The organism is Arthrobacter sp. PL16 (assembly GCF_035985055.1).
In the GTDB taxonomy this organism is placed as follows: domain Bacteria; phylum Actinomycetota; class Actinomycetes; order Actinomycetales; family Micrococcaceae; genus Arthrobacter_D; species Arthrobacter_D cheniae.
Genome location: NZ_JAXCIC010000001.1, coordinates 70,487 through 87,294, shown reverse-complemented (window position 1 = coordinate 87,294; position 16,808 = coordinate 70,487). Strand labels below are relative to the sequence as shown.

The following is a 16,808-nucleotide window of genomic DNA, read 5'->3' as shown; positions in this document are numbered from 1 at the left end:
GGGACATCCCTATCACTTTGGCCCGTCGCAGTCTACGCTTGACCCTCGTGCGTTCCTTTCCCTATCCCCTGACCCCTGCGCCGGACCTGCGCTCTCCCGCGCGGTACCTGCGGTGGCTCGGGGGCTTCCAGAAGGCGACGCTCGCCGCGGGAATCCTCCTCGGGACCGTGTGGATGGCGTCGCAGGCCGTGATGCCCTTCGTGCTCGGCAGGGCGATCGACGACGGCGTGATCGGCGGAGACACAGGAGCCCTGGTGGGCTGGGCCGGGGCACTTCTCGGACTCATGGTGGTCCAGGCCGTGTCCGATACCGCGACCCACCGAGCGGGAGTCAGCAACTGGATGCAGGCGGCTTTCCGGTCCGTCCGCCTGGTCGGCGACAAGATCAGCCGGACCGGTGACGCCCTGCCGACGGCGCTCTCGACGGGCGAGGTGGTGTCGACCGCCGCGTCGGACGCGTTCCGGCTCGGCGAGGTGTACGAGGTACTGACGCGCCTCGCGGGAGCAGCCGCTGCCTGGCTGGTCGTGACGGTCCTGATCTGGCAGACCTCACCCATGCTCGGCGTCGTCGTGCTCGCGGGCGTGCCCGTCTGCTGCGGCCTCCTCCTGTTCGTGGTGAAGCCCATGCAGGCGCGGCAGCGTGAACAGCGTGAGGCCTCGGGGAAGATGACGGCCGTGGGTGCGGACACCGTCGCCGGGCTCCGCGTCCTGCGCGGGATCGGCGGCGAGCACATCTTCGTGGACCGCTACCGCGTGAAGTCCGCCGCGACCCGCGACTCGGGCATCCGGGTAGCCCGCTCCCTCGCGGACCTCGAGGCTTCCCAGGTCTTCATCGCCGGGTCCTTCAGCGTGGTTCTCACCTGGGTCGGCGCGTCCCTGGTCCTGTCCGGCGACATCACCCCCGGCGAACTCGTGGCCCTCTACGGGTTCTCCATCTTCCTGATGACACCCATCCGGGCAGCCGCCGATTCGGTGGCCCGTTTCATCCGCGCGCACGTCGGCGCCCGGAAGATCATCGCGGTGCTGTCGGTCGACGCGAACGTCTCCGAGAGCGGATCCCCTGTGCCCGCTCCCCCTGCCGGCTCGATGCTGGTCGATGAGCGATCCGGCGTCGTCGTCGAACCCGGGCTCCTCACCGCCGTCGTCTCACGCGAGCCCGCGGAGGCCACAGAGGCCGTCACCCGCCTCGGCCGCTTCGAGGACGCCGTCCTCGAAGAAGCGACCGTCCGATGGGGTGCCGCCGACCTGCGGCACGTGCCGCTGCCGGACATCCGCGCCCGGGTCGTGGTCAGCGAGGCGAGCCCGCAGCTCTTCAGCGGGCCGCTCCGCCGTCAGCTGGACCCCTCCGGCAGGCACGACGACGAGACCCTCCTCACAGCACTGGAAGCCGCCAGCGCGCTCGACATCCTGGACGGCCTCGACGGCGGTCTCGGCCACGAGGTCACCGAACGCGGCAGGGGTTTCTCGGGCGGGCAGCGCCAACGCCTCGTGCTCGCGCGCGCCTACCTCACCGGGGCCGAGACCCTCGTCCTGGTGGAACCGACCAGCGCCGTCGACGCCCACACGGAACAGCGGATCGCGGCACGGCTCGGTGGAGCCCGACGACGGGACGGGATGACGACCGTCATCGTGACGGCGAGCCCGCTGATGCTGCGGACGATGGACCGCGTCCTTTTCCTCGAGGACGGCCGCGTGACCGCCCAAGGCAGCCACAAGGACCTCATGGCCGGCAGTACCGCCTATCGGAATGTGGTGATCCGCAGTGAGTAGCACGGCCAAGCTTCCCGTCGCCGGGCCGAGATCGGTGCGGAACGAGGCCTCACGGTTGATCCGCCACCACCGCCGGGGCCTCGGCGCAGTGATCGCCCTCTACGTCGGCTCCTCCATCGCGGGGCTCGCCGGGCCGCTCCTGCTCGGCCTCCTCATCGATGCGCTCGCAGGGGGGACATCGGCCGGCTTCGTTGCCGGCCTGTCCCTCGCCATGCTCGGATTCCTCGCGGTGCAGTCCGTGCTGCGCCGGTACGCCGTGCGGTCGGGCATGGTGTTCGGCGAGCGCGTGTTCGCCGAACTGCGCGAGGACTTCCTAGCGGACGTCACCGCGCTTCCGCTGTCCACGGTCGAGAAGGCGGGGACGGGCGACCTCGTGGCCCGCACCACGAACGACATCGACGCGGTGTCCCACACCGTGCGCTTCGGCGTGCCGCAGGTCGTCGTGTCCGTGGTGACCATCATCCTGACCCTCGGCGCCGCCGTCGTCACCTCCCCCGTCCTGTCGCTCGCACTCCTCGTGGGGTTGCCGCTGCTCTGGCCCGTGACGCGCTGGTACCTCAAGCGCAGCGCGGGCGGGTACATGCGCGAGCGCGAGACCTACGCCGTCGTGAACGGGACGATCACCGAGACCATCGAGGGCGCACGTACCGTGGACGCGCTGAGCCTCGGTGCGCTGCGCAGGAAGGACCTGGACGACGCCCTGGGCACGAGCTTCCAGGCGGAGCGCTACACGCTGTGGCTGAGGTCCATCCTGTTCCCCGCGGCCGACATCGCCTTCTGGCTGCCCGCCGCCGCCGTCCTGCTCTGGGGCGGCTGGCTCGCAGGCCAGGACATCGTGACGCCGGGGGCGGTCGCCGCCGTCGCCCTGTTCGCGGTGCGGCTGATCGACCCCGTGGACCTGCTCATCATGTGGACGGACGAGATCCAGGTGGGGGCGGCGTCGCTGGCACGCATCGTCGGTATCAAGGACGTCGAACCGGACCGGCAGGCGACGACGGCGGAGCCCGTCAACGAGGACATCGTCGTGTCGGCAGCGAGCTACGCCTACCGCCCGGGGCACAACGTGCTGCACTCCATCGACCTCGTACTGGTGCGCGGCGAGCGGCTCGCCGTCGTCGGGCCCTCAGGCGCCGGCAAATCAACGCTGGGGCGCCTGATCGCCGGCATCCACCCGCCGACGTCGGGCTCCGTCACCGTGGGCGGCGTGCCCCTCGTGGACCGGCCGCTCGACGACCTGCGGCGCGAAGTGGCCCTCGTGACGCAGGAGCACCACGTCTTCGTGGGCTCCGTGTCCGACAACGTCCGCCTCGGCCGTGCCGATGCGGTGGACGGTGAGATCAAGGACGCCCTGCGCAGCGTCGGCGCGCTCGACTGGGTCCAGCAGCTGCCGGCGGGGATGGAGACGGAGGTCGGCTCGGGTGCACACGAGCTGACGCCCGCGCAGGCCCAGGAGCTTGCGCTGGCCCGGCTGATCCTCGCCGATCCGCACACCCTGGTGCTGGACGAGGCGACGTCGCTGATCGATCCCCAGGCTGCGCGGGACCTCGAGCGCTCGCTCAACGCCGTCCTCGATGGCCGCACCGTCATCGCCATCGCGCACCGGCTGCACACCGCGCACGACGCCGACCGCGTGGCCGTCGTCGAGGAGGGTCGGATCGCCGAACTCGGATCGCACGACGAACTGCTGGCGCTGGACGGTGCCTACGCGTCGCTGTGGAACTCGTGGCGGAGCGAATAGGGCGCTGCCTGGGACCGAGCGGGCGCTAGTGGTCGAAGAAGACCAGCGACGAGTTGATCAGCTCCGCGATGACCTCGGCGTCGTGTGCCCTGCGCAGCGACTCCCGGAAGTTCTCCTTGAAGAGGCTGCGGGCAATGGTCGCGAGCACCTCGAGGTGCTCCGAGAAGGACTGCGCCGGGGTTGCCATGAGCAGCACGAGCGTCGCCGGGCCGTCGACGGCCCCGAAGTCCAGGCTGTAGCCGAAGCGCGTGACGCCGACGGCTATGGACGTCTGGTTCACGTACTCGCTCCGCGCGTGCGGCAGACCGATGCCGCCGGGCAAGCCCGTGGCCATCTGGTGCTCGCGGGAGTTGACCTGGTCGAGGAACCCCTGGAGGTCGGAGATGCGGCCGGCCTCGTGGAGCCTGCCTGCGAGTTGGGCTGCGGCGTCGTCCTTCGAGGACGCCTCCATCTCGAGGATCACGAGATCGGGGGTGGTGAGTTCGGCGTCGTACAGCTCGGGGGACCGTTCGCTCACAATGTGCCTTTCGAAGTTCCCACCGGCCGAGGTGGCCGGGGTAGCGGCCGCTGCGCGCCGATGACGGCCGCTGGACGCGGCCTCCCCCGGCCCTCCCAGCTTACCGGGACAGCGCCGGGCACTCCCGTCCGCGCGCTGCATGCGCCGCGGTCCGGTCGGGCGACCGGAGGGAGTTACCGCGACTGAACGCTGATCAGTCGGTGGTCACGTAGGGCGAGAGAACCACTTCCACCCGCTGGAATTCCTTGAGGTCCGAGTAGCCGGTGGTGGCCATGGCACGGCGCAGCGCACCGATGAGGTTGGACGTGCCGTCGGTGTGGTGGGAGGGACCCCACAGCACTTCCCGGAGCGGTCCGACAGTGCCGATGTTGACCCTGTCCCCGCGCGGCAGCTCCTGGTGGTGCGCCTCCTGGCCCCAGTGCCACCCCTTGCCGGGCGCCTCCTCGGCGCGGGCCAGCGCGGACCCCAGCATGACGGCGTCGGCGCCCATGGCAATCGCCTTGACGATGTCGCCGCTGGCGCCCATGCCACCGTCGGCGATGACATGGACATACCGGCCGCCGGACTCGTCCATGTAGTCGCGCCTGGCCCCGGCGACGTCGGAGATCGCCGAAGCGAGCGGCGAATGAATGCCGAGTGCGCGGCGCGTCGTCGTCGTCGCCCCTCCGCCGAAGCCGACGAGCACGCCTGCGGCGCCCGTCCGCATGAGGTGCAGGGCGGGCGTGTAGCCGGCGGCTCCGCCGACGATCACGGGGACGTCGAGCTCGTAGATGAACTTCTTGAGGTCGAGCGGCTGCTCGTTCTTGGATACGTGCTCGGCGGACACCGTGGTGCCGCGGATGACGAAGATGTCCACGCCGGCCGCGAGCACGGTCTTGTAGAACTGCTGGGTGCGCTGCGGTGTCAGGGATCCTGCGACCGTCACTCCGGCCTCGCGGATCTCGGCGAGGCGGCTGGTGATGAGCCCCGCCTGGATCGGTGCGTCGTAAAGCTCCTGCATGCGCCGCGTCACGGCCGGGCTGAAGTTCTCCGTGCTGAGGTCCGCGATCTCGTCAAGGACCGGCTGCGGATCCTCGTAGCGCGTCCACAGCCCTTCGAGGTTGAGGACGCCCAGACCCCCGAGCCGGCCCATGGCGATGACGGTGGCCGGGGACATCGCCGAGTCCATGGGCGCGGCGACGACGGGCATCTCGAACTGGTAGGCGTCGATCTGCCAGCTCACCGAGACGTCGAGCGGATCCCTGGTGCGCCGGGAGGGCACCACCGCGACGTCATCCAGCGAATAAGCCCTGCGTCCGCGCTTGCCTCGGCCGATCTCGATCTCGTAAGTCACTGCTCTAGGTTAGCCCAGCGCGGGTCACCCACAGGCGGCGGCGCAGGCGGAGGATCGGGCGGCGGCGCAGGCGGAGGATCGGGCGGCGGCTCCGGCCGTGGATCGGGCGGCGGCTCACGACGAGCGTCCGGACAGTGTTGCCGTCGCGGTGAGCTCGGCGGTCTCGGATCGCGTGTGCGGTAAGCAGCCCTCTCGATCTTCCGATGCGAGATGGCTTTCCTCGCGGACACCGCATCGGCTGCCCTCCTCCCCTGAACGAGGGCGAAAGAATATGTTGCCAATGTCGACAAATCCATGGCTTGTCAGGCGGATCCTGTGTTTACTGAGGGTTAAGTCGTCGGCCCGTCGATCTTTCATCGATGAAAGATCGAAGTATTGGATCCACGGCCTTCTCTAGATGTGCCTGGCCCAGCCAAGCCTGCCGAGAGACACCGTCACCGAAGAAGGAGCGCAATGAAGCGATACATCTGTCAGGCAGTCCTCGGCGTACTTGGAGCAGCGCTGGTCGTCCCCGCACTCGCGGCTCAGGCCCAGGCCGGCTCCCTGCCGGCTCAGGCTGAGATCGTGCAGGACTACGACGTACTCGTCGTCGGCAAGACGACCGGTTTCCGCCACAGCAGCATCGACGAGGCCACAACGGCGATCATGGCGCTGGGCAAGGCGAACGGGTTCAGCGTCGAGGTCTGGGACCCCGCGACGTCACCGAGTAACAAGGGGCAGCCCGATCGCACGCTGCCCAGCACTCCATTCACCAGCGCCTCCGACCTAGACAAGTACGAAACCATCGTGTTCGTCTCCACCGTCGATGGCACCAATAATCTCGATCCCGCGAAACCGACGTTGCTGAACAAGACCGAACTCGACGCTTTCCAGGGTTACATCCGGGACGGGGGCGGATTCGCCGGCGTCCATGCAGCAACAGATTCCATGCACACAATCCCTTGGTACAGCCAGCTGACCGGTGGCGGAGCCCGCTTCGTCAGCCATCCACAGCAGCAGAATGCCGTGCAGGTGGTCGAAGACGGAACCCATCCTTCGACAGAACACCTGCCAGGTACCTGGGCTCGCTTCGATGAGTGGTACAACTTCACGCAAAGCCCTCGCGATTCTGTGCGGGTACTCACGAACCTCGATGAAACCACGTACAACGCCGGCGGCGGCAGCATGGGTGCCGACCACCCGCTGTCCTGGTGTCAGAACTTCGAGTCCGCCCGCTCCTGGTACACAGGCGGAGGACATACGGAGGCATCGTACGTCGATCCCGTGTTCCTGAAGCACCTCCTGGGCGGCATCGAGTGGTCCGCCGGTGCTGTGAGTGGCGGCGGCGACTGCGTCACCTGGTACGAGGTCGAGTCATTGACAGCGGACCTGCTGGCCGACGGCCAGATCTCATCGCAGGCCTCCACGCAGCTGGCGAAGCAGCTGGACAAGGCCCAGGAGCTCGCGGATGCCGGCCTCCATGCCGATTCGGCGGACAAGCTGAACGCGGCCGCGGGGCAGGTCCGTGCGCACGTCGACCGTGATTCACCGGCACACGACCTGCTGCTCGGGAAGGTACGCGACCTGCAGACCTGGCAGAGCGAACAGCAGTAGGAATGGCGTCTGCCGCACCGGCTACTGCTCGACACGCCGGTGCGGCGGACACCGCCGCCGTCAACGAAGGTAGTACATCCTCTTGAAACGCTCGCCACGCCATCCCCGGACAACGCGGTTGCTCACCTTGACCGCCGTGGTCGCACTACTGATCGCCGTGGCCGGCGCCCTCATCGCGGGGCGGGCTGGAAACGAACCCCTTACTCCCGAGGCGGGCTCGATCGAAGCAATTGCGGAAGAACTCGCGACGGGACAGGCCGAGGAGAAGACCGAGCTCACTGCCGATCTGGCTGCGGCAGCCGAAGAGGCGCAGGGGCATCTGGCGCAGGTTCTGCAGGAACTCGCGCCCGCTGTGCAGCTTGATGGTTCCGCCGGTCCGGATCCGGCCGGCGTCGAGGAGGTGGACGGGTGGAAGCGAAACGTGAAGCTTGCATCGGAAGCCCTGGGCGAGGTGCAGGACGGCACGAGTGAGCAGACCGTTGCACGGGAGGCCTTCATCGGTGCCGCTCACCTGTTGGACTCGGCGGCTTCTGGTTACGGGGACTACCTGGCGGCGTCCCCCGACGAGCAGACCGCTCTTGCCGCAACCGTGGCGGAGCGGCGCGATGCATCCGTGCGCCTGTGGCAGGCCGGAGCGGCGCAACTGGACACCCTGACCCTCGACTCGGACAGAGGGCATGTGCACCTCTTCCTGGCCCCGTCCGGGGATCCTGACGATGTCCCCGCGGAGTTCAGGGAACCGGAGGGCCACGAATGACAGCCTCTCCGACCGGGTGGCACACCGGGTAGTAAGCCGGGTGTCGGACCGCGTGTTGGCGGGACAGCCCGATGGTCGCCGCCCCTGGTCACTCCTCTGGCAACTGGCTCTCGAACATCCGGAAATACCGGCCGCGCAGGGCGACGAGTTCGCGGTGCGTGCCCGACTCGACGACCCGCCCGTCCTCCAGCATGTACACCACGTCGGCCTTCTCGATGGTGGCGAGCCGATGGCTGATCGCGATGATCGTCCGGGAGCGGTCCGCGAAGAGTCGCGTGAAGATGCGGTGCTCCGCCAGGGCGTCGATGGCCGACGTCGGCTCGTCCATGACGATGAAGGAAGCGTCCCGGTAGAAGTTGCGCGCCATCGCGAGCCGCTGCCACTGCCCGCCGGAGAGTCCGCTCCCCTTCCGTCCGCGGGGATCCTCCATCCAGTTGCTGACGTAGTTGTCGAACCCGCTCGGCATCTTCTCGATGAAGTCGGCTGCCTCCGCATCCGCAGCGGCCCGGCGCACAAGGTCGTCGTTCCGCGGGTGGAGGACATCGCCGAAGTAGATATTGTTGGCGGCCGTCGCGAATTCGTACCGGAGGAAATCCTGCGACATGACAGCCAGGTGCCGGTGCCAGTCGTCGATACCGATGTCCCGCAGGTTCCGCCCGTCGAGCAGTACCTCTCCCCTGCTCGGCTGGTAGAGGCCTGCGAGGACCCGGATCAGCGTCGACTTCCCCGCGCCGTTCTCCCCGACGATGGCGACGTGCGTACCGCGCTCGAAGGTCATGGAGATGCCCCGCAGCACCTCGTCCTCGCTTCCCGCGTAGGTGAAGTGGATGTCGCGGAGGTCGACGACGGTCGGTGCGGCTTCCAGTCGGCCGTCGGCGTCGGCGGACAGCGGGAAGTCCATGAACTGCTCGTAGTCCTTGAGGTTGGCGAGGTCCTCGTCGATGGAGCTCAGGGAGGACACGAGGTTGTTCGCCGTGCTCAGCGCCCTGCTGACGATCTGCTGGACATACAGGAACTGGCCCACGGGCTGCGCCCGGGCGATGATCTGACCCACGATCCACACCAGTGCGAGCAGTTCGGCGCCGTACTGCAGCGCGTCGGCGAGCAGTTGCTTGGGGATGTACCGCTTCTGGAAGTCGAGCCGCCGCTTCTCGTCGGCGTCACGCAGCGTGGAACGCAGGTCCATGAGGTATCGGACGATCCCGTACAGGCGCATCTCGGCGATGTGCTGCGGCTTCATGAGGTTGTTCTCGATCATGCGCCGTTGCCGCCTCGAGTCCACCTGCGTGTTCCAGTGCGCCATCTGCTCCCGTGAGAGCCGGAACTGCAGGTACACGCTCGGGATGATCGCCACGAGGACGATCAGCGCGATCCACCAGCTGACCAGGAGCAGCGCGACGATCGCGAGGACCACGGAGACCAGCTGGGTGAAGATCGCCGCGATGCGGTCGAGTACCCGCGCGTACGAGTCGGAGAACCGGCGCGCCCGGTCGTAGAGATCCACCGTCTCCTTGTCGTCGTACCGCCAGAACTCGAGCGCCAGGAAGCGCTCGTACATGCGGTCGCCCACGATGGCGCCGACACGGAAGCTCAGGACCTGCTGGATGTAGCGGTCGACGCTCGTGAAGGCCCCCCACAGCAGACCGAGGACGGCGGTGACGACCACGTAGGTGATGGCAGACCGCCCCGCGGTCGGATCGCCGGAGTAGGCGGCTGCCAGCGCCGTCGTCGTCAGGGACGCGAAATACGTCGTGACCAGCGGCAGGACCGCCGAGATGAGCGACCCGGCGACCTTCATGGCGACGGCGCCGGGTGAGGCCTTCGCGCTCACCACCAGGACCTGCCCGACGGCGCGTGCGTAGGGGCCGAGGCGGAGTTTGCGGCGCGCGGTGACTTCCGGCTGCGGAAGTCCGCTCATGCCGGATCAACCCGCCAGCCGTGCTGCCCGGGAAGAACCGGTGCGGAGCTGCTACTTGGAGCCGTAGTTGGGTGCCTCGACCGTCATCTGGATGTCATGCGGGTGGGATTCCTTGAGGCCGGCAGCCGTGATGCGCACGAACTTGCCCTTGGCCTTCAGCTCGGGGATGGTGCGGGCGCCCGTGTAGAACATGGTCTGCCGCAGGCCGCCGACGAGTTGGTAGGCCACGGAGGCGAGGGGCCCGCGGTAGGCGACGCGTCCCTCGATACCCTCGGGGATCAACTTGTCGTCGCCCGTGACATCCGCCTGGAAGTAGCGGTCCTTCGAGTACGAGGTGTTCTTGCCGCGCGTCTGCATGGCGCCGAGGGAGCCCATGCCGCGGTAGGTCTTGAACTGCTTGCCGTTGACGAAGATCAGCTCCCCGGGGGCTTCCGCGGACCCGGCGAGCAGCGATCCGAGCATCACGGTGTCGGCACCGGCGACGAGAGCCTTGCCGATATCGCCCGAGTACTGGAGACCCCCGTCGGCGATCACGGGGACGCCGGCGGGAATGGCTGCCTTCGCGGACTCGTAGATGGCGGTGACCTGCGGGACGCCGACGCCGGCGACGACGCGCGTGGTGCAGATGGAGCCGGGGCCCACACCCACCTTGATGCCGTCCGCTCCGGCGTCGATCAGTGCCTGGGCGCCCTCGCGGGTCGCGGCCTGGCCGCCGATGATGTCCACGTGGGCCAGCGACTTCTCGGCCTTGAGCCGGGCGATCATCTCGAGCACGCCGGCGCTGTGCCCGTTGGCGGTGTCGACGAAGAGGGCGTCCACGCCGGCGTCGACGAGCGCCATGGCGCGCTCCCAGCCGTCGCCGAAGAAGCCGATCGCCGCACCGACGCGGAGGCGGCCGTCGTCGTCCTTCGTGGACAGCGGGTACTGCTCGGCCTTAGTGAAGTCCTTGACGGTGATCAGCCCGCGGAGGACCCCCTCGTCATCGACGAGGGGGAGCTTCTCGATCTTGTTGGCCGCGAGGAGGTTGATAGCGTCGTCCCCGCTGATGCCGACCCGCCCGGTGACGAGCGGCATCTTCGTCATGACCTCGTGCACGAGCATGCTCGGGAAGTCCCGCTCGAGCACGAAGCGGGTGTCACGGTTCGTGACGATGCCGAGGAGGTGGCCGCCGTCGTCAACCACGGGCAGGCCGGACACCCGGTAGTGGCCGCAGAGCTCGTCGAGTTCCTGCAGCGTGGCCTTCGGTCCGATGGTCAGCGGATTGGTGATCATGCCGGACTCGCTGCGCTTCACGCGGTCCACCTGTTCCGCCTGGTCGGAGACGGACAGGTTGCGATGGATGACGCCGAGGCCGCCCTGGCGGGCCATGGCGATCGCCATGCGCGCTTCGGTCACGGTGTCCATGGCTGAGGAGAGCAGCGGGGTCTTGACCGTGATGCGCTTGGAGATGAGCGAGGACGTGTCCGCCTCCGAGGGGATGACGTCGGTGTGGCCGGGGAGCAGGAGCACGTCGTCGTACGTCAGGCCGATGAATCCGAAGGGGTCGTGGGTTTCGTTCTGGCCGGACTGCTGGCTCACTGCTGCGCCTCTTTCGGTGTCACCGGGTGGGGAAGGGACCTTCGGCTACGATGCGCCGGCGGGCTCTTTCAGTCTAGAACGGATCGCGGGGGTGCCCTATTCCGGTGACAGGCCTCACGTCACCAGCCGAGCACGGCCTTCAGTCGCTCCTCGAAGACAGGGATGGTCGTCTCGACGTAGGTCTTCGACAGGTGGTCATGGTCCATGTAGACGCGCACGTTCGAGCGCGAATTCCCACAGCCTCGAGCGCGTATCGAAATAAGCAGCAGCCTGGTCGGCACCGGTCTGCCGGACGGAGAACGCGAGGGACAGCAGGAAGACCGCACCGAACAGCGCGATCAGCACCGGCCTCGGCCGGGCCCGCGTCATTTTCACGATCACGGCGCAGGCCGCGAACAGCAGCGGCCAGAGGAGGAACACCTGTCCCTGGATGGACAGTGACCAGAAGTGCTGCAGCGGGCTCGCGGCGCTGTGGTCCAGTGCGTAATAGTCGACGGCGTTGCCTGCCATCTCCCAGTTCTGCCGATAGGTCAGGGCCGCCCAGGTCTGGTCGAAGACCGACCTCCAGCGCGAACTCGGGATGAAGACGGCAGTCGCCGCGAGGACTGCGAGGAGCACGACGGCGGCGGCGGGCAGCAGGCGCTTCAGCAGGCCGAGCCAGTGGGCCGCGAGGGCCAGCGGCTTCCCCGCCTCGAGGCGCCGCGTGAACGTGAGCGTGAGCAGGAACGCCGAGACGAGCAGGAAGACATCCACGCCACCCGATACCCGCCCGAGCCACACGTGGTACACCACCACCATGGCGACGGCGAGCGCGCGGAGTCCCTGCACTTCGGGGCGGAACCGGCGGTCCCCGGGGCCCGACGACGCGTCGGCGGCACGCTCCGACGGTGCGGCGGGCAGGACGGCGGTCATGGTGTCCCTCCTCGGGGTGCGGGTGCTGCTGGACGATCGCAAACCGTCAGTTTATCGTTGCGTGACCTTTCCCCGGGTCCTGCCCAGCCACCTGCGGCCCCCGGTCCTTCGATGCGGCGCCCGACGACGTATCCTAGAAGGAGTATCTTCCCGGCTCGACCGGGACCACTTCAGGGATCCGCCGGGATTGCCGGCCTCGACGACGTACGTCCAGTGGCCTCTCCCCTGCCCCCGCCACCACTGAGAGAAACCTAATCTGTGAATAAAAGACCTGCCGCACTGACAGCACCACGGGAACTGGCCAAGGGAGCCATGCGCATCGTCGCTCTCGGTGGCATCGGTGAGATCGGCAGAAACATGACCGTCTTCGAGTTCGACGGCAAGCTGCTGATCGTGGACTGCGGTGTCCTGTTCCCCGAGGAACACCAGCCGGGCATCAACGTGATCCTGCCGGACTTCTCCTACATCAGGGACAGGCTCGACGACGTCGTGGCCGTCGTCCTGACGCACGGACACGAGGACCACATCGGTGGCGTCCCGTACCTGCTCAAGGAACGGGCGGACATCCCCCTGGTCGGCTCGCGCCTGACGCTCGCCTTCATCGAGGCGAAACTGAAGGAACACCGCATCACGCCGAAGACCATCCAGGTCAAGGAGGGCGACCGCCGCACCATGGGCGGGTTCGACCTCGAGTTCGTCGCCGTGAACCACTCCATCCCGGACAGCCTCGCCGTCGCCATCCGCACCGCGGCCGGCATGGTCCTGCACACGGGCGACTTCAAGATGGACCAGTTCCCCCTCGACCGCCGCATCACCGACCTCGCGGGCTTCGCCCGCCTGGGCGCCGAGGGCGTGGACCTCTTCCTCACGGATTCGACGAACGCGGACGTCCCCGGCTTCACGACGTCGGAGAAGGACCTCGCGCCCGCCATCGACGCCGTGTTCCGCACCGCACCGCGCCGGATCATTGTCTCCAGCTTCGCGAGCCACATCCACCGCATCCAGCAGATCATCGACACCGCCCACCGCCACCGCCGCAAGGTGGCGTTCGTGGGACGTTCGATGGTCCGCAACATGACCATCGCCGCGGACCTCGGTTACCTGAACATCCCGCAGGGACTGCTCGTCGACTTCAAGAAGCTCGAGCGCAGCGACGACCACAAGGTGGTGCTGATCTGCACCGGTTCCCAGGGCGAGCCCATGGCCGCGCTCTCGCGCATGGCCAACAAGGACCATGCGATCCGCATCAGCGAGGGCGACACCGTCCTGCTGGCCAGCTCACTCATCCCGGGCAACGAGAACGCGATCTACGGCATCATCAACGCCCTGACCGAGATCGGCGCGAACGTCGTCCACAAGGGCAACGCCAAGGTGCACGTCTCCGGGCACGCCAGTGCCGGTGAACTCGCGTACTGCTACAACATCGTCAAGCCCCGCAACGTCATGCCGGTACACGGCGAATGGCGCCACCTGCGCGCCAACTCGGAGATCGCCGTCGCTACCGGCGTCGATCCCCGCAACGTCGTCCTCGCCCAGGACGGGGTGACCGTGGACCTCGTCCGCGGTCGCGCCACGATCTCGGGCAAGGTCGAGGCGGGCCTGGTCTTCGTCGATGGGGACAGCGTCGGGGGCATCACCGAGGAGGACCTCGTGGAGCGCCGCCGCCTGGCCGAGGAGGGTGTCGTCACGGTCCTCGCGATCATCGACCCCGACAACGGCGACCTCGTCGAGGTCCCGGAGTTCTTCACCAAGGGCTTCTCCTGCTCCGACGAGGACCTCGACAAGGCCGGTGCAGCCGTCGAGAAGGCCCTGCGCGACGCCGCGTCGAACCGACAGGGCGGACGTCGCCAGGATCCGGAAGAGATCATCGAGCGGGCCACGGCCAACTGGATGCGCCGGTTCTACAACCGCCAGCCCGTCGTCACCGCGATCGTCGTCGACGCCTGACCAGCGCCACCCCACACGATGGGTAGCACCACGGAGCCCGGTACTCGAAGGAGTACCGGGCTCCGTCGTCGATCAGGGGGTGGTATCCCTTGGGGCGGGTCGCGCAGGAAGGATCGTTGCACGGACCAGTGAACGGTCGTAGGCGATCCGGCCCTCGTTCTCGAGGATCAGTTCATCCGACAGCTCGAGCCCCGTGCGCTTGTCGCGCTCGGACCGGAACACCCTGTTGTGGCGGTACACCTCACCCTCCTGCTCGTAGAAATACGCGTCGCGCTCCCTGATGTGGAACTTGGTCGGCAACTCCCGGTCGGCGCGGAGCTCGCCCCGCAAATACTCGTCCGTCGTCCATGTGCGGAACTGGAACAGGTACGGCGTGCGGTTCTCGACCTGGTAGTCAAGATAGTTGAACGCTATCGAGGTGCCGGTGCCCCAGGGGATCTGCCGATTGTAGTCCGGGAACAGGTCCAGCCCGTTGTGGTGGTGGTGCTCCACGACGGTGAGCGGACTGTGCAGCACCATCCAGTGCAGCAGGTTCGTGAACTGGCACATCCCGCCACCCATCCCGCGGGTCGGTTCACCGTTGCTGATGGTGAGCCCTTCCCTGTAGCCCTCCTTGGCCGAACAGCGGCCCGCCAGGTTCCAGAACGAGAAGCGCTCACCAGGGGCGATCAGGATGCCGTCGATCTTCGGTGCTGTCAGACCGAGGCTCATCGCCTTGTTGTCCTGCAACTCCGTGTCGACGTTGCCGAGCCTTCGCCGGATCAACGAGGAATGCCGGTAGACCGTGACGGGTAGTTCCTCCTGCGGCCGCGTCATCGCAAGGGTGCCCTTCTGCCGCAGGTTCCGTACATGCCTGAGCAGGATCATCCGCTCGGTCGCGATGCGGTAGGTCAGCGGCGATATCTCGCCGAACAGTCGTCGTGCCACGCCTCCCCCTCCTTCTGAGCGTCGTCGTTCCACAATGCTAGGGAGTACATCGGCAGCCGGCACAGGGCTGTGGGCCGTCACGGACGCCGGGCCCGACACTGGAAGCTTCGGACACAGAAGCACCCCGGCGCGGGTATGCGCCGGGGTGCTTCTGAAACTGCCGATGGGGCCAGAAGCCCCCGTGTCCTAGTGCGAGTGGCCGTGGCCTTCTGCGCCGTCGGACTCCTCGGGCTTCTCGACCACGAGGGTCTCCGTGGTGAGTACCAGCGCGGCGATGGAGGCAGCGTTGCGCAGTGCGGAGCGCGTCACCTTCACCGGGTCGATGATGCCGGCGTCCACGAGGTTCTCGTACTCGCCGGTCGCGGCGTTGAAGCCGTGACCCACCTCGAGGTCCGAGACCTTGGCGACGACGACATAGCCCTCGTGTCCGGCGTTCTCGGCGATCCAGCGCAGCGGCTGGGCCAGGGCGCGGCGGACGAGGCCGATAGCGGTGGCCGCGTCGCCCTCGAGTGCCAGCACGTCGGGATCCGTGTCCAGTGCCTTGCCGGCATGGACCAGGGCCGAGCCGCCACCGGCGACGATGCCCTCTTCGAGAGCCGCACGCGTCGAGGACACGGCGTCCTCGATGCGGTGCTTCTTCTCCTTGAGCTCGACCTCGGTAGCTGCGCCGACCTTGATGACGCCGATTCCGCCGGCGAGCTTCGCGAGGCGCTCCTGGAGCTTCTCGCGGTCCCAGTCGGAGTCGGTGCGCTCGACCTCTGCGCGGATCTGCGCCACGCGGTCGGCGACGTCGGACGCGCTGCCGGTGCCGTCGACGATCGTGGTCGCATCCTTGGTGACGGTGATCCGGCGAGCGGAACCGAGCACCTCGAGGCCCACCTGGTCCAGCTTGAGGCCGAGATCCGGCGAGACGACCTGCGCGCCCGTGAGGGTGGCGATGTCCTGCATCATGGCCTTGCGGCGGTCACCGAAGCCGGGAGCCTTGACGGCGACGACGTTCAGGGTTCCGCGGATCTTGTTGACGACGAGCGTCGAGAGCGCTTCGCCCTCGATGTCCTCGGCGATGATGAACAGCGGCTTACCTGCCTGCAGGGCCTTCTCCAGCAGCGGCAGGAACTCCTGCAGTGACGAGATCTTGCCCGAGTTGATCAGGATGAGCGCGTCCTCGAGGATGGCTTCCTGCCGCTCCGCGTCGGTCACGAAGTACGGCGAGAGGTAACCCTTGTCGAACTGCATGCCCTCGGTGAGGACCAGTTCGGTCTGCGTGGAGGAGGACTCCTCGATGGTGATCACACCATCCTTGCCGACCTTCTCGAAAGCCTCGGCGAGGAGGTCTCCGACCTCGGTGCTCTGGGCGGAGATGGACGCGACGTTCGCGGTCTGCTGGCCGACGACCTCGCGGGCGTTCTCCAGCAGGCGCTTGGCGACGGCCTCGACCGCGACCTCGATGCCGTGCTTGAGCTGTCCTGGTGCGGCCCCGGCGGCCACGTTGCGGAGGCCCTCCTTGACGAGAGCCTGGGCGAGGACCGTCGCGGTGGTGGTTCCGTCACCGGCGACGTCGTTGGTCTTGGTGGCTACTTCCTTGGCCAGCTGAGCGCCGAGGTTCTCGTACGGGTCATCGAGTTCGATCTCGCGGGCGATCGTGACGCCGTCGTTCGTGATGGTGGGAGCGCCCCACTTCTTGTCGAGCACGACGTTGCGTCCACGGGGGCCCAGCGTCACCTTGACGGTGTTCGCGAGCTTGTCCACGCCGGCCTCGAGGGCACGGCGGGCGGCGTCGTTGAATTCCAACTGCTTTGCCATTGTTGATTCCTTTCAG

The 16,808-nt window shown here is 67.7% G+C and carries 11 protein-coding genes and 1 pseudogene; 5 read left to right on the top strand and 7 right to left on the bottom strand.

Going from position 1 to position 16,808, the window contains the following annotated elements; translation table 11 throughout:
- The first annotated feature begins 47 nt into the window (after window positions 1-47).
- A complete protein-coding gene (locus RCH21_RS00440) occupies window positions 48-1,769 on the top strand; it encodes an ABC transporter ATP-binding protein (RefSeq protein ID WP_326962764.1) in 1,722 nt (573 codons plus the stop codon).
- A complete protein-coding gene (locus RCH21_RS00435) occupies window positions 1,762-3,507 on the top strand; it encodes an ABC transporter ATP-binding protein (protein WP_326962763.1) in 1,746 nt (581 codons plus the stop codon). The genes RCH21_RS00440 and RCH21_RS00435 overlap by 8 nt, the downstream gene beginning before the upstream one ends.
- Window positions 3,508-3,532: 25 nt before the next feature.
- Here the strand turns inward: RCH21_RS00435 and RCH21_RS00430 are convergent, their stop codons facing one another.
- Window positions 3,533-4,024 carry a PTS sugar transporter subunit IIA gene (locus RCH21_RS00430; protein ID WP_120149453.1) on the bottom strand — a complete coding sequence of 164 codons (492 nt, stop codon included), beginning with the start codon at window positions 4,022-4,024 and terminating at the stop codon, window positions 3,533-3,535.
- 193 nt (window positions 4,025-4,217) lie between these two features.
- Window positions 4,218-5,357 (bottom strand): GuaB3 family IMP dehydrogenase-related protein, encoded by a 1,140-nt coding sequence (locus RCH21_RS00425; RefSeq protein WP_120149454.1) that lies wholly within the window; start codon window positions 5,355-5,357, stop codon window positions 4,218-4,220.
- A 453-nt stretch (window positions 5,358-5,810) separates the two neighbouring features.
- Between RCH21_RS00425 and RCH21_RS00420 the strand changes: the two genes are divergently transcribed.
- Window positions 5,811-6,950: a ThuA domain-containing protein gene (locus RCH21_RS00420; protein WP_326962762.1), complete on the top strand. Its 1,140-nt coding sequence runs from the start codon at window positions 5,811-5,813 to the stop codon at window positions 6,948-6,950.
- Between the two features lie 136 nt (window positions 6,951-7,086).
- Window positions 7,087-7,707: a hypothetical protein gene (locus tag RCH21_RS00415; protein ID WP_326962761.1), complete on the top strand. Its 621-nt coding sequence runs from the start codon at window positions 7,087-7,089 to the stop codon at window positions 7,705-7,707.
- 88 nt (window positions 7,708-7,795) lie between these two features.
- Here RCH21_RS00415 and RCH21_RS00410 read toward each other — a convergent pair whose 3' ends face one another.
- From RCH21_RS00410 to RCH21_RS00400, 3 genes and pseudogenes are all read right to left on the bottom strand, one after another.
- Complete coding sequence (locus tag RCH21_RS00410; protein ID WP_326962760.1) at window positions 7,796-9,625, bottom strand: ABC transporter ATP-binding protein; 1,830 nt, start codon at window positions 9,623-9,625, stop codon at window positions 7,796-7,798.
- 51 nt (window positions 9,626-9,676) lie between these two features.
- Window positions 9,677-11,203: an IMP dehydrogenase gene (gene guaB, locus RCH21_RS00405; protein WP_326962759.1), complete on the bottom strand. Its 1,527-nt coding sequence runs from the start codon at window positions 11,201-11,203 to the stop codon at window positions 9,677-9,679.
- Between the two features lie 222 nt (window positions 11,204-11,425).
- Window positions 11,426-12,115 (bottom strand): annotated as a pseudogene (locus tag RCH21_RS00400) (acyltransferase family protein); the annotation flags it as partial.
- A 312-nt stretch (window positions 12,116-12,427) separates the two neighbouring features.
- Between RCH21_RS00400 and RCH21_RS00395 the strand changes: the two are divergent.
- On the top strand, window positions 12,428-14,062 hold the full coding sequence (locus RCH21_RS00395; RefSeq protein WP_120149460.1) for a ribonuclease J: 1,635 nt from the start codon (window positions 12,428-12,430) through the stop codon (window positions 14,060-14,062).
- A gap of 72 nt (window positions 14,063-14,134) precedes the next feature.
- On the opposite strand, the gene RCH21_RS00390 is transcribed toward RCH21_RS00395, so the two are convergent.
- Together RCH21_RS00390 and groL are read right to left on the bottom strand one after the other, a co-directional pair.
- A complete protein-coding gene (locus tag RCH21_RS00390) occupies window positions 14,135-14,989 on the bottom strand; it encodes a VanW family protein (RefSeq protein WP_326962758.1) in 855 nt (284 codons plus the stop codon).
- 186 nt (window positions 14,990-15,175) lie between these two features.
- On the bottom strand, window positions 15,176-16,792 hold the full coding sequence (groL, locus tag RCH21_RS00385) for a chaperonin GroEL (protein WP_120149462.1): 1,617 nt from the start codon (window positions 16,790-16,792) through the stop codon (window positions 15,176-15,178).
- Window positions 16,793-16,808 lie beyond the last annotated feature (16 nt).